The sequence below is a fragment of the Rhizobium binae genome (assembly GCF_017357225.1).
GTDB lineage: Bacteria > Pseudomonadota > Alphaproteobacteria > Rhizobiales > Rhizobiaceae > Rhizobium > Rhizobium binae.
In genome coordinates this window covers 1,502,039-1,521,657 of record NZ_CP071604.1, presented here as the reverse complement: position 1 = coordinate 1,521,657, position 19,619 = coordinate 1,502,039, and the positions used below count along the sequence as shown (strand labels likewise).

The window sequence follows — 19,619 nt, the reverse complement described above, 5'->3', positions numbered from 1 at the left end:
CGACGCCTCAGTTCGCAGCAAGGTCTGGAAACAAATGCGAGAAATCCGTTTCCGACGAGCAGAGCGCATTGAGATCCACCGCCCCCTGAATGCCGTTCACCGTGCCGTTGTCGGCAAATTGTCAGATCGACCAGCGACCGCAGCCCTCCTGCGTCGGCTCCTTGAACACGCTTCGCAGCCAGAGGTAGTGCTCGGGGAAGCGGGTCTCATTGCCTTTCAGGTACTGATCGAAGAATTCCTGGGTGACGTAAAAGATCGGCTTTTCCGGAAAGGTGGATTTCAGTTCGGTGAAGAAGGCGTTCACTTCCGTCGTCATTTCCTCGACCGTCGGAACCTTGTCGCAATTGCCGACGAACTCCAGATCGACCGCGATCGGCAATGTTCCCGGCGTCTTCGGCACGGTCGCCAGGACGTTCTGCGCCTGATCCCTGCCCGGGCGGCAGAAGGTGAAGAAATGATAGGCGCCCCTGACCATCCCTGCATCGCCGGCGCGCTGCCAGTTTTCGGCGAACCTGGAGTCCTTGTGGTCGCCGCCCTCGGTTGCCTTCATGATCGCAAATCGTACGTTCCGCTGCGCGGCCACCGTCTCCCAATCGATGTCGCCCTGGTGATGGCTGACATCGATGCCCTGGATCGGATACCGAGATAGAGACGGATTGTTGAAGCGGACCATGCCGAAATCGTAAGCGAAATATGCAGCGGATGCGACCACCAGAATAGCGGCCGCTCCGACACCCCACCGACCTACGCTCCCCACCCATTCCTCCTGTATTTTCAGCAGCTTCTCGACCGGCTACCAGCGATTTGTGCCTGGAGAATGGCGGACGCATTGCGCAACTGGATCGTTCCTCGCCCCTCTTGACCAAACGTCATTCCCGCGCCATAAAACGCGGCATGAAAACGGTTATCTGCATTATCTGCGGAAAGATTATTCGCTAGCGCAAGCGCTGGCCCGGCCGTTTTCGTCTCCCAAACAGTCAAGATGCGAAACGCCCCGGCCCGCCGGTTGGGATATTTTCTGAACGTGCATTTTGGGAGAGTGAAATGGGCGGCACGCCGGAACTGAAGCTGTACAACACGCTGACGCGGGAGAAATCGATCTTTGCGCCGATCGATGCCGAGAATGTCCGCATGTATGTGTGCGGTCCGACCGTCTATGACTTCGCCCATATCGGCAATGCCCGGCCGGTCATCGTCTTCGACGTGCTGTACCGTCTGCTGCGCCATGTCTATGGCCAAGATCACGTCACCTATGCCCGCAACATTACCGACGTCGACGACAAGATCAATGCGCGGGCGCTGAGGGATCATCCCGGCCTGCCGCTGAACGAGGCAATCCGCGCGGTCACGGAAATGACCGAGACGCAGTTTCACGCCGATGTCGCCGAACTCGGCTGCCTGGAACCGAACGTCGAGCCGCGGGCTACCGACAATATCGAAGAGATGATCGAGATCATCGAGAAGCTGATCTCCACCGGTCACGCCTATGTCGCATCCGGCGAAGTGCTATTCGACACCAAGTCGATGGCGGATTACGGCCAGCTTTCGAAGCGCCCCCTCGACGAGCAGCAGGCCGGCGCCCGCGTCGCCGTCGATGCGCATAAGAAGAACCCCGGCGATTTCGTGCTGTGGAAACTGTCGAGCCACAACGAGCCCGGCTGGGAAAGCCCCTGGGGCCGCGGCCGGCCCGGCTGGCATATCGAATGCTCGGCGATGAGCCGGCGTTATCTCGGCGATGTCTTTGATATTCACGGCGGAGGACTGGATCTGATCTTCCCGCACCATGAAAACGAGATCGCCCAGTCGCGTTGCGCCCACGGCACCGAAGTAATGGCAAATGTCTGGATGCATAATGGCTTCGTGCAGGTCGAAGGCCGCAAGATGTCGAAGTCCGAAGGCAATTTCGTTACCATCCACGATCTCTTACACACCGAAATCTTCGGCGGTCGGAGATGGCCGGGTGCGGTGCTGCGCCTTGCCATGCTGATGACGCATTACCGCGAGCCGATCGATTTCTCGATCAAGCGGCTGGAAGAGGCCGAACGCCTGCTTGCCAAATGGCCGGCGACGGAGCCCGGCGACGCCAAGCCGGACGAGGCCGTCATGTCCGCGCTGGCCGACGACTTAAATACGGTGGCGGCGGTGCAAGCCCTGCATGCGCTGGCGCAGGCCGCCCATACCGATGCCGCCGTCGGCGCCACCTTCGCCGCGACGGCTTCCCTCCTCGGTCTGCTGCCGAAGAAGGCCGAAATCGATGAAGCCGTCGCCGCAGCGGTCGACGCGCTGGTGGCCATGCGTTTGGAATTGCTGAAGGCGAAGGATTTTGCCGAGGCCGACAAGATCCGCGACGAACTGACGGCGAAAGGTATCCAGCTGAAGGACGGCAAGGATCCAGCGACGGGTGAGCGGGTGACGACGTGGGAGGTGAAGCGGTAGGATGGGTTGGGCGGCTCGATATACCCCCCTCTGCCCTGCCGGGCATCTCCCCCACAAGGGGGGAGATCGGCAAGGCGCGCCGGCTTTCCAAGATATCGACCGCGCACCAAGTGGCTTCGCACCACCACACAGGCGGGCGCACGCCCGGCGCATGCGCAAGGCAATGACTGATGCTGAGCTGAAACTGTGGAAAGAGCATCGTGCCTATCGCCTGATGGATCTCAGCTTCCGCCGACCGGTGCCGATCGCCGGTTATGTCGTTGGTTTCGCATGCCCCACTCATCGCCTCATCGTCGAGATAGACGGCTCGCAGCATGCCCTCGCCCCGAATGCTTCCTACGATGACGGCTGGACCGTTCTGCGCTTCTGGAACGACGATACCCTGAGGGATATCGACAACGTGTGCAGCCAGATTATCCGCATCACCGGAAAGGACCTGCCATGACCACCTATACAGGCGGCTGCCAATGCGGCGCGATCCGCTTCCGCGTCAGCGGCGAACTCAAGGACTCGTCGATCTGTCATTGCCGCATGTGCCAGAAGGCGTTCGGGGCTTATTATGCGCCACTCGTCTCCGTGCGCGGCGCTGATTTCGAATGGACACGGGGAGAGCGGAAAAACTTCCGTTCTTCCAATTTCGTCGAGCGCGGCTTCTGCGCAGACTGTGGTACACCGCTCTCCTACGAGGCGCCTGACGGGGTTGCGATCGCCGCGGGCGCCTTCGACGATCCGTCGTCCCTGCCGCCGACCATTCAATGGGGCGTGGAAGGCAAGATCGGCTTCGTCGATCGCCTGCACGAATTGCCGGGAGAGCGGACCGAGGCCGATCTGACGGCAGGCTCCTTCCTGCACGAACTGGTTTCTTATCAGCATCCCGACCATGATACGCAGGTTTGGCCGCCGGAGGATCGCGTTTGAGCAAAATGACGAAACAGACCGGCGGGTGCCAGTGCGGCGCGGTTCGCTATCGCGCCCGCGGTGAGCTCGGCTACCCCCATATCTGCCACTGCCGGATGTGCCAGAAGGCGGCCGGCAACTATTTCCTGCCGCTTGCGGCCGCCACGCGCATAACTTTCGAGCTGACGCGCGGTGCGCCGAAATGGTTCCAGTCCTCGGATCTTGTGCGGCGCGGCTTCTGCGGCGATTGCGGCACGCCCCTGTTCTATGACATTCCGGACGCGGACTTCATCAATATCACGCTCGGTTCGCTCGATGACCCCGATGCCGTCAGGCCCGTGATGCAATCGAGCACCGGCCGCAAGATGTCCTGGTTTCACGCCATCGACGACCTGCCCGTGGAACCCCTGCCTGAAACGCCCGACCGCGAGAACGCGATCGCGGCAAGCAACCATCAGCACCCGGATCACGACACGGAAAGCTGGCCACTCGGAGAACGCCTATGACGGACAAGGTAAGAACAGGCGGATGCCAGTGCGGCGCCGTGCGTTTCCGCATATCGGGCGCGCTGGGGCGACCCTCGATCTGCCATTGTCGCATGTGCCAGAAGCAGTTCGGCGGCTTCTTCTCCGCGCTCGTCACTGCACCCGAGGAGGGGATGGAATGGACCCGCGGCGAGCCGAGTTACTTTCAGTCTTCCGTCAATATCGCCCGCGGCTTCTGCAGCAGTTGCGGCACGCCGATGACCTATCGTCATCCCGGTGGCCTGGAGCTTGCGATTGGCACCTTCGACGACCGCAGCGATCTCGCGCCGCAGATCCAGGTCAATTACGATGCGCGCCTGCCGTGGGTCGAGACGATCTTCGAAGCCCCGGTGCACAAGGACCCGGATTTCTATGCCCGACAGGAGGCGATCATCTCCTTTCAGCATCCCGATCATGACACTGAGATCTGGCCCGCGAAAGGCGTGAAGATATGACCGATATACTGCGCGCCCTCTATCCCGAAATCGAACCCTATGCCTCCGGGCATCTCGAAGTCGGCGACGGCCATGTGATCTACTGGGAACGGTCGGGAACGCCCGGCGCCAAGCCCGCCGTCTTCCTGCATGGCGGCCCGGGCGGCGGCTTCTCGCCCGCCCATCGCCGGCTGTTCGATCCCGCCCTCTACGACGTCATGCTGTTCGATCAGCGCGGCTGCGGCCGGTCGACGCCGCATGCCGACCTCCATGCCAACACGACCTGGCACCTCGTCGCCGATATCGAGCGGCTGCGCGAGATGGCGGGGGTCGAGACCTGGCAGGTATTCGGCGGCTCCTGGGGTTCGACGCTGGCGCTGGCCTATGCCGAGACCCATCCCGAGCGCGTATCCGAGCTCATTGTGCGGGGCATCTACACGCTGACGAAGGCCGAGCTTGATTGGTACTACCAGTTCGGCGTCTCGGAAATGTTCCCGGACAAGTGGGACCGCTTCATCGCTCCGATCCCGCCGGAAGAGCGGCATGAGATGATGCATGCCTATCATCGCCGCCTGACGCATGAGGACAGAAATGTGCGACTTGCGGCCGCGCAGGCCTGGAGCATCTGGGAAGGCGAAACGATCACGCTGCTGCCGGAAGTGTCGACGAGCGGCAAGTTCGAAGAGCCGGACTTCGCCTATGCATTCGCCCGTATCGAGAACCACTTCTTCGTCAATGCCGGCTGGATGGACGAGGGACAGCTGATCCGCGACGCCGGCAGGCTGAAAGATATTCCCGGCGTCATCGTGCATGGCCGTTATGACATGCCTTGCCCGGCCAAATATGCCTGGCTCCTCCACAAGGCCTGGCCGAAGGCGGAGTTCCACCTGATCGAGGGCGCCGGCCATGCCTATTCGGAGCCCGGGATTCTCGATCGGCTGATCCGGGCGACGGATAAGTTTGCCGGGAAGCGGGACTGGTTGCCCTGAACAGCGCAGCATCCGCATTTCAACAACACCCGCCTGGCGGGAGGAAACGACATGAAAGAACGCATCTACCTCTTCGACACGACGCTCCGGGATGGGCAGCAGACGCCCGGAATCGATTTTTCCGTCGAGGACAAGATTGCGATCGCCGCCATGCTGGATGAGTTCGGCCTCGATTATGTCGAGGGCGGATATCCCGGCGCAAATCCGACGGATACGGCCTTTTTCGGCGAGAAGCGCACCAGCCAGGCGACCTTCGTCGCCTTCGGCATGACGAAGCGGGCGGGCGTTTCGGTCTCCAACGATCCCGGCATTGCCGGGCTGCTGCAGGCAAAATCCGACGCCATCTGTTTCGTCGCCAAGAGCTGGGACTACCATGTCGCGGTGGCGCTCGGCTGCACCAACGAGGAAAATCTCGAATGCATCGCCGAAAGCATCAAGGCGGCGGTCGGCGCCGGCAAGGAGGCGATCGTCGACTGCGAGCATTTCTTCGATGGTTTCAAGGCCAATCCGGCTTATGCGATCGCCTGCGCCAAGACCGCCTATGAGAGCGGCGCCCGCTGGGTCGTGCTCTGCGACACCAATGGTGGCACGCAGCCGCCGGAAGTCCGCGCCATTGTCGAGGCGGTGATCGCAGCAGGCGTGCCCGGCCGCTGTCTCGGCATCCATGCCCATAACGACACCGGCCAGGCCGTCGCCAACTCATTGGCTGCGGTCGAAGCCGGCGTCCGGCAGATCCAGGGCACGCTGAACGGCATCGGCGAGCGCTGCGGCAACGCCAACCTAGTGACGCTGATCCCAACGCTGGCACTGAAGAGCGCTTACAACACACGCTTCGAAACAGCGATCGACGAGGAGCGGCTGCTCAACCTCACCCGCCTCTCGCATGCCTTCGACGAGCTGCTCAACCGCTCGCCCGACCACCAGATGCCCTATGTCGGCGCTTCCGCCTTCGCCACCAAGGCCGGTATCCACGCATCGGCGCTGCTGAAAGATCCGAAGACCTATGAACATGTGCCGCCGGAAAGCGTCGGCAATTTTCGAAAGGTCATGGTATCCGACCAGGGCGGCAAGGCGAACTTCATCAATGCGCTGAAGAGGCGCGGCATCACCGTCGGCAAGGACGATCCGAAGCTCGACCTCTTGATCTCGATCGTCAAGGAACGGGAATCCGTCGGCTATGCCTATGAGGGCGCCGATGCGAGCTTCGAGCTCCTGGCGCATCGCACACTCGGCACCATCCCGGAATTCTTCACCATCGAAGGCTTCCGGGTGATGATCGAGCGCCGTTTCGACAGTCTCGGCCGCGTGAAAATCGTCTCGGAAGCGGTGGTCAAGATCACCATCGACGGTCAGACGCTGATGTCGGTTGCCGACGCCGAAGGTCCTGTCAACGCGCTCGACCTGGCGCTGCGCAAGGATTTCGGCAAGTACCAGCACGAGATCGACGATCTGGTGCTCGCCGATTTCAAGGTGCGTATCCTCAATGGCGGCACGGAGGCGATCACCCGCGTGCTGATCGAATCCACCGACAGCGACGGCGTGCGCTGGTGGACGGTCGGCGTCTCGGAGAACATCATCGATGCCTCGTTCCAGGCGCTGATGGATTCCGTCATCTACAAGCTGATGAAGAACCGGCAGCTGGCGGGCAAGATCGCGGCGGAATAAGTCTGTTCGGCCGGTTCGCCGGCGCTGCCGGCGCCGCTATAACCTGCGTTTCGGCCGCAGAGTTCCCGGCAGGGCGACCGCTCGTGTTCGCCATCGGGTCGACATTGTTTCAAATGCTCTGACCATTCATTCAACGAAATGAATTGGCCTATTCACGGCGCTTAAGCTAGGCCGGATCAGAAGAAGAACAAAGATGGAAACACCCGATGTCGACCGATGCATCCGTTCCCTTGGCCAAGAACGAAGACAGTCCGCGCGGTTTCGCCTTCGCACTGACTGCCTATCTGCTCTGGGGCTTCCTGCCGTTCTATATGAAGGCGGTGGCGCATATTCCGCCGGCCGAAGTCATCGCCCATCGCATCATCTGGTCGCTGCCGCTGGCCGGCGTCGTGCTGATCGTGCTCGGACGCACCGGCGATATCCGCGCAGCGCTGCGCTCGCCGCGCATGCTGGCGATGGCCGCGCTGACGGCGTCGCTGATCACCGTCAATTGGGGCACCTATGTCTGGGCGATCGGCGCCGGCCATTCGCTCGATGCCGCACTTGGCTATTTCATCAATCCGCTGTTCAGCATCTTCCTCGGCGCGGTGCTTCTGAAGGAAAAGCTGCAGCCGCTGCAGATCGCGGCGATTGCGCTTGCAGGACTCGCCGTCGCCATTCTCGCCTTCGATAGCGGCGGCATTCCGTGGGTGGCGCTGACGCTTGCGGTCAGCTGGGGTTTTTACGCCCTGCTCCGCAAGACGCTGCCGCTCGGACCGAACCAGGGCTTTTTCCTGGAGGTGCTGATCCTGAGTGGGCCTGCCCTCCTCTATATCCTCTATCTCGAATTCGGCAGCGGCCAGGGCCATCTCTACCGCACCGGCCTCGCCGACACGACTCTGCTGCTCGGCTGCGGCGTCATCACCGCCGTGCCGTTGATGATCTATGCCAACGGCGCCAAGCTCTTGAAGCTCTCGACGATCGGTATCATGCAGTATATCGCGCCGACGATGATCTTCCTGATCGCAGTGTTCGCTTTTCAAGAGCCGCTCGGCACGGCGCGCATGATCGCCTTTCCGCTGATCTGGGCGGGGCTGTTCTTCTACAGCTGGTCGATGCTGAAGGGAGGCCGCGGGCGCTGAAGCCGGCGGGAACCTTCCTCACATCTTCGAGATCACCTCGTCCTCGCCATCACGATCGGCGGCGAGCTGGGCTGCCTGGGCCATGATCGCGGGAATGATGCCGGATATCTCGTCGACGACGAGCGGCTGCACCCGGTGGGCGGTGTGCAGGAAACCTTCTTCGGTCATATGGCGCATCAGTTCCATCATCGGATCCCAGAAGCCGTTGATGTTGGCAAAGACCATCGGCTTTTCATGGCGGCCGAGCTGGGCCCAGGTCATGATCTCGACGATCTCCTCCAGCGTTCCGATGCCGCCCGGCAGCGCGACGAAGGCATCGGAGCGCTCGAACATCGTATGTTTGCGCGCATGCATGTCAGGGGTTACAATGAGTTCGTTGAGCTGACCGAGCGAATGGCGAGTCGCTTCCATATCGATCAGGAATTCCGGGATGATCCCCGTGACCTGACCGCCGCCTGAAAGCACCCCGCTTGCAACCGCGCCCATGATGCCTTTGGTACCCCCGCCATAGACGAGGCGCAGGCCGTATTCGGCGATCTCTCTTCCGAGAGCGCGCCCGGCCGCCATGTGGGACGGATCTCGTCCCGGCCTTGAGCCGCAGTAAACGCAGATGGATCGAATCGATACAGATTGTTCGGTCATGGAGGCGAAACAACTATTTCATTTCAATGCAGTCAAGAAAATTGACTGAAAAGCAGCATGCCTAGCTTGCCTGATTGCTTTGAATGCTTGTGAAAAGCAACGGGAATCGCTAGCAATTTTCGGTACTACGGCAAATTGCCGCCTTGGGAGACATAATGATGAAGAACCGTGCCGGCTTGCTGGCCCTTGCAGTACTCGTAATCGCAATCCTACTGATGGTGTTCTTCGTTATGCCACGCATCGGCGGCGATGCAACCAAGGTCGGCGATGCCATCAACCAAGCGAGCACGGAGCTCAAGAACACGGTTAACGAAGCGGCAAAGACGTCGCGCTCCACTGCTGCCGACCCGGCTGCCGTTGCCGGCCAGCTGAGCCGCCTTTCGGCCGACGCCGGCGTGGCGCTCGGCGAGCTCAAGGCGCTGTTTGCCGACGGCAAAGGCCCGGCCATCGATGTCTTCACCGCCGCCAAGACCAAGACGATCAATGCGCTGAGCGCACTTGCCGGCTTCACCATTCCCGAGGGCGTCGACCCGGCAACACAAGCCGCTGCCGCCAAGGCCAAGGGAGGCGGCGCCAAGGCGCTCGCCATCGTGCAGTCGCTGCCTGAAAACATCGCCGATGTACCTGCCGCAATCGCCAGGGCCGAGGCTGCGCTGACAGGCGCCCCCGAGCCTGCAACAGCGGCGAATGCCGGTCCGAAACTTCCCGCCTTCGACGTCCTGCGCGTCGAGCCTGACGGATCGACCGTCATCGCCGGCTCGGCCGAGCCGAACGGCAAGCTTGAAGTGCTCGACGGCGAAAAGGTAGTGACGACGGCCGATATCGGTCCGAGCGGCGATTTCGCCGCCGTCCTCGACAATCCGCTTCCGGCCGGCGACCACCAGCTTGTGCTGAAGGTGACGGGCAAGGATGGCAAGACCACGCTTTCCGAAGAAGTCGCAACCGTTTCCGTGCCGAAGGACGGCAATGGCGCCGATTTGCTCGCCATGGTCTCCAAGCCCGGCACCGCAAGCCGCATCATCACGGCGCCGACGGGCGGAACAGAAGTCGCTGACGCCTCCGCTCCGATGGCGCCGCCTGCCGACAAGGCAGCGGCCGGCGAGACCGCTCCGGCCGTAGCGACGGGTGACCTGGCGCTGCAGACGCCTGGCCAGCCCGACGCCGCTGGCACGAATGCCGCGCCGGCCGTTCCCGGCGCGGCCGAAACCGACAAGACCACGGCGCCCGATGTGATGGTCAACGCCGTCGAGATCGAGGGTAACAAAATATTCATCGCCGGCACGGCGCGCGCCAACGCCAAGGTCCTCGGCTATGCCGACGACAACCTCGTCGGCCAGGACACGGCCGGTCCTGACGGACATTTCGTTATCGACGGCGTTGCAGCGCTTTCGGTCGGCGACCACAAGATCCGCGTCGATGTCGTCGATCCCGCCGGCACGGTAATCGTGCGCGCGACGGTGAACTTCAATCGTCCGGCTGGCGACCAGGTGAGGGTCGCCGCGCAAGCCGGCCCTGCCGACGCGAACGGCCCGTCCGCGATGGTGCCGCTCGACGAAGGCGAACTCGGCAAGCGCAAGGCCGAAGCCGGCAAGGCCTTCGGCCTGCTTAAGGGGCTGTTTGCCGATGGCAAGCTGCCCGGCGACGAACAGCTTGCAGCGGCGCGCTCGGCAACGGAATTCGCACTGCGCTCACTTGCCGACTTCCGCCCGGGCGCAGACGCGTCCGATACTCTCAAGCAAGCATCCGGGTCCGCCTCCCAGAAGGCGACCAACGCACTGAAGATGCTGCAGGGCCTGCCGAAGGATGCAAAATCCGTCGGTGCAGGTCTCGACGGGCTGGAGGCGATTATTGCCGAAATCAACAGCGCACCCGCGCCTGCGGCCCCTGCATCCGCGGCACCGTCCGCAAACGACGCTGCCGGCAATCAGCCGAAAACGATCGAACAGGCGCCGCTGACGGCCAACAATGCGGCGGTGATCATCCGCCGCGGCGACACGCTGTGGCAGATCTCGCGCCGGACCTACGGCCTCGGCGTGCGCTACACGACGATCTACATCGCCAACGAAGACAAGATCACCGATCCCGACCGCATCCGCCCCGGCCAGATCTTCGGCTTGCCGAAGGATGCCTTGCCGAATGCCGAGGAACTGCACCGCAAACGCCTTTCCGGCCAGCACCTTTAAATGAAGCAGAAGAACATGATCGGGCCGGGCGGGATAACCGCCCGGCCCGGCTTTTCCAGAGCCCCGCATTTGTTGTATTCATCCGCCCGGCACCCTATCTGGCGGTGACGCGGGAAACGCTTTCGAGCACGTCCCGCTCGCGCTTTGCCAGCATCGACACAGGCGACAGCGGCAATTCCGACCGGACTGGAGACACGCATGGCAAACGGCAAGACTGTCTCGGAATCCCACCTGCTGCGCACGCTTCTCAATCTCTGGCCCTATATGTGGCCAGCCGGCCGGCCCGACCTCAGGATGCGCGTCGTCTGGGCCTCGGTTTATCTGCTGATCTCCAAGTTCGTCCTGCTGCTTGTCCCCTATTTCTTCAAATGGTCGACTGACGCACTGAACGGCAGGATGGATCTGGCCGGCACCGTGCCGCCGCTCCTTGCCGGCGCCATTGCGCTTGTCATCGCCTATAACGTCACTCGGCTGATCCAGCTCGGCCTCAACCAGTTGCGCGACGCGCTGTTTGCCAGCGTCGGGCAACATGCGGTGCGCCAGCTCGCCTACAGGACCTTCGTGCACATGCACGAGCTGTCGCTGCGCTTCCATCTGGAACGCAAGACCGGCGGTCTCTCGCGCATCATCGAGCGCGGCACCAAGGGCATCGAGACGATCGTGCGCTTCACGATCCTCAACTCGGTGCCGACCGTCATCGAATTCCTGCTGACCGCGGTGATCTTCTGGTGGGGCTACGGCTTCTCCTATCTCGCCGTCACCGCCTTCACGGTGTGGGCCTATATCTGGTTCACCATCCGCGCCTCCGACTGGCGCATCGCCATCCGCCGGTCGATGAATGACAGCGACACTGACGCCAACACCAAGGCGATCGACTCTCTCCTCAATTTTGAGACCGTCAAATATTTCGGCAACGAGGAGATGGAAGCAAAGCGCTTCGACAAATCGATGGAACGCTACGAGAAGGCGGCGACCGATGTCTGGACGTCGCTCGGCTGGCTGAACTTCGGCCAGGGCGTCATCTTCGGCATCGGCACGACGATCATGCTGGTGCTGTCGGCGCTGGCCGTCCAGCGCGGCGAGCAGACGGTCGGCGATTTCGTTTTCGTCAATTCGATGCTGCTGCAGCTTTCCGCGCCGCTCAACTTCATCGGTTTCGTTTACCGCGAGATCCGCCAGGGACTGACCGACATCGAGCAGATGTTCGATCTCCTGGAGGTGAAGGCCGAGGTCAACGACGCGCCCAATGCGGCAGAGCTTCGGATCGGCCAGGGTGCGATCTCCTTCAAGGACGTGCACTTCGCCTACGATGCGGCCCGTCCGATCCTCAAGGGGATTTCCTTCGACGTGCCGGCCGGCAAGACGGTTGCCGTTGTCGGCCCGTCGGGTGCGGGCAAATCGACGTTGTCGCGGCTGCTCTACCGTTTCTACGATATCCAGGGCGGCACGATCACCGTCGACGGCCAGGATATCCGCACGGTGACGCAGAAGAGCCTGCGCTCGGTGATCGGCATGGTGCCCCAGGATACCGTGCTCTTCAACGACACCGTCGCCTATAACATCCGCTATGGCCGCACATCGGCCAGCGACGGCGAAGTCTTTGCCGCAGCCGAAGTGGCGCAGATCGCGCATTTCATCGAGACGCTGCCGGAAGGCTTCGAAACCAAAGTCGGCGAGCGCGGGCTCAAGCTTTCAGGCGGCGAGAAACAGCGGGTGGCGATCGCCCGCACCATCCTCAAGGCGCCGCCGATCCTGATCCTCGACGAGGCGACGTCAGCGCTCGACACGACGACGGAGCGGGAAATCCAGACAGCGCTCGATGTGGTTTCGAAGAACCGGACGACGCTGGTCATCGCCCATCGGCTTTCGACCGTGATCGGCGCCGACGAAATCATCGTGCTGAAAAGCGGTGAAATCGCCGAGCGCGGAACCCATGCGGCCCTGCTTGAAAGGAACGGCCTCTATGCCTCGATGTGGAACCGCCAGCGCGAGGCCACACAGGCCGAGGAACATCTGAAGCAGGTGCGCGAAAGCGACGACATGGGCGTAGTCACGCGGCTTGCGCCGGCAAACTAATCAGGGAACCCGACGCCGGTATCGGCTTTTGTTGTTCAGAACCCCGGCGGGCGAACGGGGGCCGGGGCGGCAGGATTGCCCCGGAGGCGGTTTTTCGCTAACCAGCAAAAAACGACAACGCAAGGAGACCGGCAGCCATGAGCCTGTTCAACACGGTTCGCAACACGATCGTCCCCGTGCACAAGGAGGGTTATCCCTTCGTGGCCGCCTTCTTCGTCGCCTCGCTGATCCTCGGCTGGATCTTCAAGCCGCTCTTCTGGATCGGCATGATCTTCACGCTGTGGTGCGCCTATTTCTTCCGCGATCCCGAGCGCGTGACCCCGCAGGACGACGATCTGGTGATTTCTCCCGCTGACGGCAAGGTCTCGGCGATTCAGATGGTGACCCCGCCGGCCGAGCTCGACCTCGGCTCGGAGCCGATGCTGCGCATCTCGGTGTTCATGAACGTCTTCAACTGCCATGTGAACCGGGCACCGATGCGCGGGCGTATCGTCAGCATCAATTACCGTTCCGGCAGCTTCGTCAACGCCGAGCTCGACAAGGCGAGCGACGACAATGAGCGCAACGGCATGGTGATCGAAACTCGCCACGGCCAGATCGGCGTCGTCCAGATCGCCGGCCTTGTGGCGCGGCGCATCCTCTGCTGGGCAAACATCAACGAGCCGTTGGATGCCGGCGAGCGCTTCGGGCTGATCCGTTTCGGCTCCCGGCTCGACGTCTTCCTGCCCGCCGGTGCGGCGCCACGTGTCTCGCTCGGCCAGACGGCGATTGCCGGAGAAACTGTCATCGCCGAATTCGCCTCGGCCAAGGGTCCCGTCATCAGCCGCCGCAGCTAGATTGGAACGCGATATGGAAACGCCCTTTCCGCCTTTCGAGCCCAATGGTCCGGATGATTCCGCCCGCGGCCCGCGTCTGCGCGAAATCCCGCTCCGTCTCGTCTTTCCGAACCTCATCACCATTCTGGCAATCTGCGCCGGGCTGACCGGCATCCGGCTGGCTTTCGAGAATCGTTACGAACTCGCCGTGTCCATGGTGCTCGTCGCCGCCTTCCTCGACGGAATCGACGGACGGGTGGCGCGGCTGATGAAGGCGACCTCGAAGTTCGGCGCGCAGATGGATTCGCTTGCCGATATCGTCAATTTCGGCGTCGCGCCCGCCCTCGTCGTCTACGTCTTCGCGCTCGACCAGGCGCGTTCGCTCGGCTGGATCGCGGCGCTGATCTATGCGATCGCTGCCGGACTGCGCCTTGCCCGTTTCAATGTCATGGCCGAACGCGAGAACAAGGCGAGCTGGCAGTCGGAATATTTCGTCGGCGTGCCGGCGCCGGCCGGCGCCATGCTCGTGCTGCTGCCGGTCTATCTCGGCTTCCTTGGGATGGCGACCGACCGCACTTTCGCATTCGTCTCGTCGATTTACACCGTGTTCATCGCCTTCCTGCTGATCAGCCGGTTGCCGGTCTGGTCGGGCAAATCGGACGGCAACCGGCTGCGGCGCGATCTCGTGCTGCCGATGATGCTTGGCGTCGTGCTCTATGTGGCTCTGCTGATGAGCTACACCTGGGAGGTGATGGTGTTTACCGTTGCCGCCTACCTCGTTTCGCTTCCCTTCGGCGCGCGGAAATGGCGGCGGAAATATGGGACGCTGACAATCGAAGAGCCTGGCGTCGGCGACGACGATATCGGCCGTCACATCTGACCTCCAGGCATTTCCTGGCCTCTCTCCCAGGGAAATCCTTCTCCCCGCCTTCTCGCATACTCCCGGAAAACGTGCGCTTCCTCCGAGGGGAATGGCGGCGCAGTTTTTTGGGAACCGCTTCCTTCAGTAAGTATTAACCAACGCAGGCTTCAGTTAAGCCTCGCGAATTATGGTGGACGTTCACAAATCCTGATAGGCAACGCCGCCGATTTGTCGCTATTTCCGGCGAAACTGCAAAAATAAAATATCCAGGGAAGAACCACGTAAAGGAGAGTATCCGTGACTTCGAAGAACAGCAGTACCGGCGAGCAGCAGACGGCCAAGCCGGACCTCGCCGCCAACTATCGCCCCGTCGGCCTGAAGGCCGTTGCCGCGGCATCGCTGATGGCAAAGAACAAACCCGAGAGTGACAAGAAATCCGCTTGAAGCGGCGAGCTTCGAACTGCACTCACCAGCGCTTCACCTTCCCGTTTCCGGCATGCCGTTGCCCCAAGACTGCAGCATTCGGATTCGCTTCTTGCGCTCTATACAGTTTTGCGCTTGCCCCGACATCACGAATAAACAGACGGCCGCGCCAGAAGCGGCCGATAGCGCTTCAGAAAAAGCTGAGCTGGCCGTCATCCGGCCTTTGCTTCTCGGGTGCCTCGAGCGGTCGTTCGATGACGACCGGCTCCTGCAGGTCCGGCCCCATATTGGCAAGCTTGTTGACCTTGTCGGAGATCGGTACGGCCTCGAAGAAATCGTCCTGAACGGGCTGTGTCAGGCCGACTACCGCACGCGGCTCCTGCGTCTTGCAATCGAGCCAACGCGAAAAGTCCTGCGGCTTGATGACGACAGGCATACGATCGTGGATCGCCGAGATGCCCGCATTGGCCGACGTCGTCAGGATCGCGCCGGTATCGACCTCCGAGCCATCGGCCGAGGACCATGTCTCCATCAGCCCGGCAAAGGCGACGATTCCGCCTTGGCGCGGCCTGATCCAATAGGCCTGCGGCTTGCCGCCGCTCTCCTTCGGCGGACGATGCCATTCATAAAAACCCGAGGCCGGAATCAGGACGCGGCGATGACGCATCGCCGCCCGAAACGAGGCTTTGCCGATCGCCGTCTCGGCGCGCGCATTGATCAGCAGCGGAAATTCCTTCGGATCCTTGACCCAGGCCGGCGTAAAACCCCAGCGCACCAGCACCGCCCGCCGGTCGGCCAGGTTGCTGCCTTGCTCCCTGCCCTCACCTGCTATGACCACGAGGATCGGGTGCGTCGGGGCGATGTTGTAGCGCGCCGGAAAATCGTCGAGATCGACACCGGAGAAGAAATTGCGCACGTCTGCGCTGGAATCCGTCAGGGCGAAACGTCCACACATCAGCTTGTCTTTGCACCCGGTCCGAGTCCGGTCAAGGCGCCCTGATCGTGCCGCGCAAGGCTATACAGCGGTTTTAAAACAAGGACGTGCCGCGCGTTGCGCCAGCGGCATGCTTCAGCCTCTCGGCGCGAAGAGGATGATGCTCGCCCCGGCAAGGCAGATCACTCCGCCGCCGATATCGTAACGATCGGGCACGCGGCCTTCGATCAGCCAGAGCCAGAATAGCGAAGCGAGGATATAGATGCCGCCGTAGGCTGCGAAGGTTCGGCCGGCGGCCTCGCTCGGTACCAGCGTCAGAAGCCAGGCGAAAAGCGCGAGCGAGATCATGCCCGGCGCCAGCCACCAACCAGGCTTTTCGAGCTTCAGCCAAGCCCAAAAGGAGAAGCAGCCGGCGATCTCGAAAACGGCGGCAAAAGCGTAGATGATATAGGTCACGCAAAGGCCTTTCGAAAATCCGGAATCTTTGTTGCACATATATGTCGTCACCTCGGGAAGCACTGCACCGCCTTTCGGGCCTTGCCTTCCGAGCTGCTCCACACGAAAATTGGCGAAGCCAGGCAGCGGCGGCATGCAACAATCGGTCCATGCGATAGAACGTCACAACGAGAGCAATCTTATGATCTCCACCGCCAAAGCCGCCTCCTCCGCCATTCTCGAACGTGACGGCCGGTTCCTGCTGGTGTTGCGACGCAACCCGCCTTCCGCCGACATGTACGCCTTTCCCGGCGGGCGCGCCGAACCGGGGGAAACGCCGGAGCAGACGGCGCTGCGGGAATTCCACGAGGAAACCGGCATCTCGGCGCATAATCCGCAGCTGTTTTCGACCTATGACCTGAAGACGCACGGGCCGGACGGCAGCCTCAGGAGCCATTTCTTCCTGTCGGTCTTTCGCGTCGAGGCCGACCGGGAGATGGTGGCGGAAGCCGCCGACGATGCGGCGGCGCTGGGCTGGTACACGGTCGATGAGATTCGGCGACTGCCTGTGCCGCAGAGCGTGCTCGAATGCGCGGAACGGCTTTCGGGCGGCGAATAGAAGTGGAAACATTCAAGCGTGCCTTGTTGCCGTCATGCTCAACGTATCAACTGGAAGCATGATTCCCGTTCGACGCGTTGTCCTGTCCCTGCTCGTGCTCGCCGGCCCCACCATGGCTCAGGGCAAGAACACGCCGCCTCCACAGGAGGAGGAGATTGCGCCGCCGGCCGCGATCGTCCCTTATGACGACAAGTTGGCGCGGTTCGCCGAGGTGCTGGGTTCGGTGCATTATTTGAGAACCCTCTGCAAGGCGGCGGGCGCTGATGAGTGGCGAAAAGACATGCAACAGCTGCTCGATTCGGAGGCAGGCAATGAACCGCAGCGCAAGGAAAAGCTCACGGCAGCCTTCAATCGTGGCTATCGCGCTTTCGCCTCGGTCTACACGGATTGCACCCCGGCGGCCATCGTGGCAGAAGAGCGCTACCGTAACGAAGGTGCAACACTTGCCACAGAAATTACCTCGCGCTTTGGAAATTGACGTTTAATTAACCTGTTTTCGCATGCGGACGTGTCGTTTTGGGAAAAGGCTGTTAGTGTTGTTAACGGTGCAGTAAGAGATGAGAAGTTCTGAGGAAAAGACAATGGAAGCAAGCCTCAACGACATCGACGACATGATCGTCCACGAAAAGATGCAGGCGGCTCTGGAGTACCAGAACGAGGCTTGGGCCGACGGCATGGCCGACGGGATCGAGCCTGAGATCATCGCTGATGCCGCCATCGCGCATGCCCTGCGCGAGACCATTAGATTGCACGGGGAAAACAGCGCCGAAGCTCTGCTCGATTCGTTGCGCGACCGTATGCTTGCCGGCGAATTCTCCGCCAACCGCACCCTGCAATAATCATTATCAGAGAGTTCGATGCGCATCGGTAAAGAGAAAGTTTCGCGAATTTCGCTCGCGCCGGTGATCCTTGCGCTCAGCCTAGCCGCCGGCAATCTCGCCCTTGCGCCCTCGGCCTACGCGCTTTCAGAACTGCATAAGATCCCCGGCCAGCCGAACGATCAGCCGGCACAGGGAAGCGCCCAGGGGCAGAGCCAGCCGCAGGGCGGCACCACACCCGGCGTTCCCATGGCCGATCCGCTGGTCAACAGCCAGAGCAGTCAGGGTGTCGACAAGACGCCGGGCACGCAGGACAATTCCAAGCCCGTCGAGGTGATCTACGACATCAGCAAAGCCCCCGAGCCGGTGCGCAAGATGCGCCAGCAGATCGTCGAGGCGGCCGCCTCCGGCGATCTCGAACGGCTGCGGCCGCTGATGGGCACCGGCGCAGAGCAGACGCAGGTGACCGTCGGCGAGCCCACGGACGATCCGATCGGCACGCTGAAGGATCTTTCCGGCGACCCCGATGGGGACGAAATTCTCGCGATCATGCTCGACATCGTCTCGACCGGCTTCGTGCATGTCGGCCAGGGCACAGCCGACGACATGTATGTCTGGCCCTATTTCGCCGAGAAAGACCTGAAGTCGCTGACGCCGCCGGAGCGCGTCGAACTGCTGCGCATCGTTACCGCCGGCGATCTGTCCGACATGCAGGAATTCGGCGGATATAATTTCTACCGCCTCGGCATTGCGCCTGACGGCAAATGGAAATTCTTCACGGCAGGCGATTGACGCCTCACGCAAGCAGCATGGCGCTTGCGATCCGCCTCATGACGTCATACCTCTGAGCCATAACCAACGCTACAGGTTCCGCCATGCCAGCCGTATTCCTGAAAGACAGCGCCTTGCTTTCCGTCGGCGGCGCGGACGCCCAATCCTTCCTGCAGAACCTGATCACCACCGATATTACCTCGCTTGCGCCCGACGAGGCGCGGCCCGGGGCGCTGCTGACGCCGCAGGGCAAGATCCTGTTCGACTTCATGGTCTGGCAGGACGACGGCCACGGTTACGTGATCGAAACCGACGCCGGCCAGCGCGATGCGCTGCTGAAGCGGCTGACGATGTACAGGCTGCGGGCCGCCGTTACGCTTGCGCCCGTCGCCGAAGCGGGCGTCAGCGTTTGCTGGGGCGAGGATGCCGACGGCATCAGCCAAGGCGTCCGGGACAGCCGGGGCGTCCGGGACAGCCGCTTCGCCAAGGCCGGCGTTACGCTGACCCGCCGGCCGGGGCGACACGGTGATGGCGCTGAGGCGCTCTACGCCGCGTTGCGCATCGCCCATGGCATTGCCATATCGGGATTGGACTTCGCGCTGCAGGATGCCTTTCCGCATGACGTGCTGATGGATCTGAACGGCGGCCTCTCCTTCAAGAAGGGCTGCTATGTCGGACAAGAAGTGGTTTCGCGCATGCAGCATCGCGGCACCGCGCGCCGGCGCGTTGTCACGGTATCCGCCGCAACGGCTCTGCCCGCGACGGGCACCGAGATCACTGCTGCCGGCAAGCCTCTGGGGACACTCGGCTCCGTCTCGGGCGGCAGCGGACTTGCGATCGTACGCATCGACCGCGCCGGCGCCGCGATGGCGGAAGGCACGCCGCTGCTGGCCGGCGGGGCGCCGGTTTCTCTCGCCCTGCCGCAATGGTCCGGCCTTGTCTTCCCCGCCAGCGCCGACGAGGCCAGCGCGTGAC

General features: G+C 62.2%; 21 protein-coding genes and 1 pseudogene. 18 read left to right on the top strand and 4 right to left on the bottom strand.

Translation table 11 applies throughout. The features are described 5' to 3' along the window. Positions 1 to 7 precede the first annotated feature (7 nt). Positions 8 to 757 (bottom strand): annotated as a pseudogene (locus tag J2J99_RS07375) (glycoside hydrolase family 25 protein). 287 nt (positions 758 to 1,044) lie between these two features. Between J2J99_RS07375 and cysS the strand changes: the two are divergent. The 8 genes from cysS (at position 1,045) to rarD (ending at position 8,066) form a co-directional block, all read left to right on the top strand. After that, positions 1,045 to 2,436 (top strand): cysteine--tRNA ligase, encoded by a 1,392-nt coding sequence (cysS, locus tag J2J99_RS07370; protein WP_168294522.1) that lies wholly within the window; start codon positions 1,045 to 1,047, stop codon positions 2,434 to 2,436. A 151-nt stretch (positions 2,437 to 2,587) separates the two neighbouring features. Next, positions 2,588 to 2,881 (top strand): endonuclease domain-containing protein, encoded by a 294-nt coding sequence (locus tag J2J99_RS07365; RefSeq protein WP_246735323.1) that lies wholly within the window; start codon positions 2,588 to 2,590, stop codon positions 2,879 to 2,881. Continuing rightward, complete coding sequence (locus tag J2J99_RS07360; RefSeq protein ID WP_168294520.1) at positions 2,878 to 3,354, top strand: GFA family protein; 477 nt, start codon at positions 2,878 to 2,880, stop codon at positions 3,352 to 3,354. Before J2J99_RS07365 ends, J2J99_RS07360 begins: the two co-directional genes overlap by 4 nt. 5 nt (positions 3,355 to 3,359) lie before the next feature. Beyond that, on the top strand, positions 3,360 to 3,839 hold the full coding sequence (locus tag J2J99_RS07355) for a GFA family protein (RefSeq protein WP_205918586.1): 480 nt from the start codon (positions 3,360 to 3,362) through the stop codon (positions 3,837 to 3,839). Continuing rightward, positions 3,836 to 4,312: a GFA family protein gene (locus tag J2J99_RS07350; RefSeq protein ID WP_168294518.1), complete on the top strand. Its 477-nt coding sequence runs from the start codon at positions 3,836 to 3,838 to the stop codon at positions 4,310 to 4,312. Before J2J99_RS07355 ends, J2J99_RS07350 begins: the two co-directional genes overlap by 4 nt. Then, positions 4,309 to 5,280 (top strand): prolyl aminopeptidase, encoded by a 972-nt coding sequence (pip, locus tag J2J99_RS07345; RefSeq protein WP_168294517.1) that lies wholly within the window; start codon positions 4,309 to 4,311, stop codon positions 5,278 to 5,280. The genes J2J99_RS07350 and pip overlap by 4 nt, the downstream gene beginning before the upstream one ends. A 51-nt stretch (positions 5,281 to 5,331) precedes the next feature. Continuing rightward, on the top strand, positions 5,332 to 6,945 hold the full coding sequence (gene cimA, locus J2J99_RS07340; RefSeq protein WP_168294516.1) for a citramalate synthase: 1,614 nt from the start codon (positions 5,332 to 5,334) through the stop codon (positions 6,943 to 6,945). 206 nt (positions 6,946 to 7,151) lie between these two features. Next, a complete protein-coding gene (gene rarD, locus J2J99_RS07335; RefSeq protein ID WP_168294515.1) occupies positions 7,152 to 8,066 on the top strand; it encodes an EamA family transporter RarD in 915 nt (304 codons plus the stop codon). 18 nt (positions 8,067 to 8,084) lie between these two features. Here the strand turns inward: rarD and J2J99_RS07330 are convergent, their stop codons facing one another. After that, positions 8,085 to 8,708 carry an LOG family protein gene (locus J2J99_RS07330; RefSeq protein WP_168294514.1) on the bottom strand — a complete coding sequence of 208 codons (624 nt, stop codon included), beginning with the start codon at positions 8,706 to 8,708 and terminating at the stop codon, positions 8,085 to 8,087. Between the two features lie 155 nt (positions 8,709 to 8,863). Between J2J99_RS07330 and J2J99_RS07325 the strand changes: the two genes are divergently transcribed. The 5 genes from J2J99_RS07325 to J2J99_RS07305 all read left to right on the top strand — a co-directional run bounded on the left by J2J99_RS07325 (position 8,864) and on the right by J2J99_RS07305 (position 15,088). Next, entirely contained in the window at positions 8,864 to 10,891 is a 2,028-nt protein-coding gene (locus J2J99_RS07325; RefSeq protein ID WP_168294513.1) for a LysM peptidoglycan-binding domain-containing protein, read from the top strand. 198 nt (positions 10,892 to 11,089) lie between these two features. Then, positions 11,090 to 12,967: an ABCB family ABC transporter ATP-binding protein/permease gene (locus J2J99_RS07320; protein ID WP_168294512.1), complete on the top strand. Its 1,878-nt coding sequence runs from the start codon at positions 11,090 to 11,092 to the stop codon at positions 12,965 to 12,967. Positions 12,968 to 13,104: 137 nt separating this feature from the next. Then, positions 13,105 to 13,803 carry a phosphatidylserine decarboxylase gene (locus J2J99_RS07315; RefSeq protein WP_168294511.1) on the top strand — a complete coding sequence of 233 codons (699 nt, stop codon included), beginning with the start codon at positions 13,105 to 13,107 and terminating at the stop codon, positions 13,801 to 13,803. 13 nt (positions 13,804 to 13,816) lie between these two features. Continuing rightward, entirely contained in the window at positions 13,817 to 14,662 is an 846-nt protein-coding gene (gene pssA / locus J2J99_RS07310; RefSeq protein ID WP_168294510.1) for a CDP-diacylglycerol--serine O-phosphatidyltransferase, read from the top strand. Positions 14,663 to 14,941: 279 nt separating this feature from the next. Continuing rightward, positions 14,942 to 15,088, top strand: a complete 147-nt coding sequence (locus J2J99_RS07305) for a hypothetical protein (protein ID WP_168294509.1) — start codon at positions 14,942 to 14,944, stop codon at positions 15,086 to 15,088. Positions 15,089 to 15,257: 169 nt separating this feature from the next. Here J2J99_RS07305 and J2J99_RS07300 read toward each other — a convergent pair whose 3' ends face one another. Next, positions 15,258 to 16,022 carry an SOS response-associated peptidase gene (locus tag J2J99_RS07300; protein ID WP_168294508.1) on the bottom strand — a complete coding sequence of 255 codons (765 nt, stop codon included), beginning with the start codon at positions 16,020 to 16,022 and terminating at the stop codon, positions 15,258 to 15,260. A 114-nt stretch (positions 16,023 to 16,136) separates the two neighbouring features. Continuing rightward, positions 16,137 to 16,457, bottom strand: coding sequence for a YnfA family protein (locus J2J99_RS07295; RefSeq protein WP_168294701.1), 321 nt, complete (start codon positions 16,455 to 16,457; stop codon positions 16,137 to 16,139). A 181-nt stretch (positions 16,458 to 16,638) separates the two neighbouring features. Here J2J99_RS07295 and J2J99_RS07290 point away from each other — a divergent pair, with 181 nt between their 5' ends. The 5 genes from J2J99_RS07290 (at position 16,639) to ygfZ (ending at position 19,618) form a co-directional block, all read left to right on the top strand. Continuing rightward, positions 16,639 to 17,055, top strand: coding sequence for an NUDIX hydrolase (locus tag J2J99_RS07290; RefSeq protein WP_168294507.1), 417 nt, complete (start codon positions 16,639 to 16,641; stop codon positions 17,053 to 17,055). Between the two features lie 34 nt (positions 17,056 to 17,089). Beyond that, complete coding sequence (locus J2J99_RS07285; protein ID WP_205918585.1) at positions 17,090 to 17,533, top strand: TIGR02301 family protein; 444 nt, start codon at positions 17,090 to 17,092, stop codon at positions 17,531 to 17,533. A 103-nt stretch (positions 17,534 to 17,636) separates the two neighbouring features. Beyond that, a complete protein-coding gene (locus J2J99_RS07280; protein WP_020920882.1) occupies positions 17,637 to 17,894 on the top strand; it encodes a hypothetical protein in 258 nt (85 codons plus the stop codon). 18 nt (positions 17,895 to 17,912) lie between these two features. After that, the gene (locus tag J2J99_RS07275; protein ID WP_168294506.1) at positions 17,913 to 18,665 is read left to right on the top strand and encodes a hypothetical protein; all 753 of its coding nucleotides are present in this window, start codon (positions 17,913 to 17,915) and stop codon (positions 18,663 to 18,665) included. Between the two features lie 83 nt (positions 18,666 to 18,748). Next, positions 18,749 to 19,618 carry a CAF17-like 4Fe-4S cluster assembly/insertion protein YgfZ gene (ygfZ, locus tag J2J99_RS07270; protein WP_168294505.1) on the top strand — a complete coding sequence of 290 codons (870 nt, stop codon included), beginning with the start codon at positions 18,749 to 18,751 and terminating at the stop codon, positions 19,616 to 19,618. Position 19,619: the final 1 nt, after the last annotated feature.

Excerpts from the sequence above, each read along its gene's own strand:
- cysS (WP_168294522.1), top strand. The coding sequence starts at position 1,045 with ATGGGCGGCACGCCGGAACTGAAGCTGTACAACACGCTGACGCGGGAG.
- J2J99_RS07365 (WP_246735323.1), top strand. The coding sequence starts at position 2,588 with ATGCGCAAGGCAATGACTGATGCTGAGCTGAAACTGTGGAAAGAGCAT.
- J2J99_RS07360 (WP_168294520.1), top strand. The coding sequence starts at position 2,878 with ATGACCACCTATACAGGCGGCTGCCAATGCGGCGCGATCCGCTTCCGC.
- J2J99_RS07355 (WP_205918586.1), top strand. The coding sequence starts at position 3,360 with ATGACGAAACAGACCGGCGGGTGCCAGTGCGGCGCGGTTCGCTATCGC.
- J2J99_RS07350 (WP_168294518.1), top strand. The coding sequence starts at position 3,836 with ATGACGGACAAGGTAAGAACAGGCGGATGCCAGTGCGGCGCCGTGCGT.
- pip (WP_168294517.1), top strand. The coding sequence starts at position 4,309 with ATGACCGATATACTGCGCGCCCTCTATCCCGAAATCGAACCCTATGCC.
- cimA (WP_168294516.1), top strand. The coding sequence starts at position 5,332 with ATGAAAGAACGCATCTACCTCTTCGACACGACGCTCCGGGATGGGCAG.
- rarD (WP_168294515.1), top strand. The coding sequence starts at position 7,152 with ATGTCGACCGATGCATCCGTTCCCTTGGCCAAGAACGAAGACAGTCCG.
- J2J99_RS07330 (WP_168294514.1), bottom strand. The coding sequence starts at position 8,708 with ATGACCGAACAATCTGTATCGATTCGATCCATCTGCGTTTACTGCGGC.
- J2J99_RS07325 (WP_168294513.1), top strand. The coding sequence starts at position 8,864 with ATGATGAAGAACCGTGCCGGCTTGCTGGCCCTTGCAGTACTCGTAATC.
- J2J99_RS07320 (WP_168294512.1), top strand. The coding sequence starts at position 11,090 with ATGGCAAACGGCAAGACTGTCTCGGAATCCCACCTGCTGCGCACGCTT.
- J2J99_RS07315 (WP_168294511.1), top strand. The coding sequence starts at position 13,105 with ATGAGCCTGTTCAACACGGTTCGCAACACGATCGTCCCCGTGCACAAG.
- pssA (WP_168294510.1), top strand. The coding sequence starts at position 13,817 with ATGGAAACGCCCTTTCCGCCTTTCGAGCCCAATGGTCCGGATGATTCC.
- J2J99_RS07300 (WP_168294508.1), bottom strand. The coding sequence starts at position 16,022 with ATGTGTGGACGTTTCGCCCTGACGGATTCCAGCGCAGACGTGCGCAAT.
- J2J99_RS07290 (WP_168294507.1), top strand. The coding sequence starts at position 16,639 with ATGATCTCCACCGCCAAAGCCGCCTCCTCCGCCATTCTCGAACGTGAC.
- J2J99_RS07285 (WP_205918585.1), top strand. The coding sequence starts at position 17,090 with ATGCTCAACGTATCAACTGGAAGCATGATTCCCGTTCGACGCGTTGTC.
- J2J99_RS07280 (WP_020920882.1), top strand. The coding sequence starts at position 17,637 with ATGGAAGCAAGCCTCAACGACATCGACGACATGATCGTCCACGAAAAG.
- J2J99_RS07275 (WP_168294506.1), top strand. The coding sequence starts at position 17,913 with ATGCGCATCGGTAAAGAGAAAGTTTCGCGAATTTCGCTCGCGCCGGTG.
- ygfZ (WP_168294505.1), top strand. The coding sequence starts at position 18,749 with ATGCCAGCCGTATTCCTGAAAGACAGCGCCTTGCTTTCCGTCGGCGGC.